Annotated in this window: 1 protein-coding gene; it reads right to left on the bottom strand. The window is 50.1% G+C overall.

The features are described 5' to 3' along the window. Positions 1-132 precede the first annotated feature (132 nt). On the bottom strand, positions 133-357 hold a 225-nt coding region (locus AB4585_RS26110; RefSeq protein ID WP_372171668.1), incomplete at its 5' end, for a BamA/TamA family outer membrane protein.

Genomic DNA, 357 nt, shown 5'->3' with positions numbered 1-357 from the left:
TCAGAGCGAGCATACCCAGCGAGAGATGAGCAATCGCACGCAAGAAACGACGCCACAAGGAGCGTTTTTTCTTGGTAACAGGCGGAGTTTCCGCTGTTGCTTGCTGTTCGTTTTGTTGTGATTCTTGCGTCATTACAACTCAGGCCCCAAACCAAAGTGAAGCTGGAACTTATCTGTACCCTCTTCTACATCCAAACCAAAGGCGAAATCAAGCCTAACTGGCCCCACAGGTGACGCCCACCTTATGCCAACACCGGTACCGGTTTTCCCCTCGGGTGTTTCATTCCATGCATCACCATAATCCACAAAGGCGGCCATCCACCAGTTTCCATAGACTCGATACTGATACTCTAGACT

The sequence above is a fragment of the Vibrio sp. 10N.222.49.C9 genome (genome assembly GCF_041474985.1).
Lineage (GTDB): Bacteria > Pseudomonadota > Gammaproteobacteria > Enterobacterales > Vibrionaceae > Vibrio > Vibrio crassostreae_C.
This window is presented reverse-complemented; position numbering and strand designations above follow the sequence as displayed.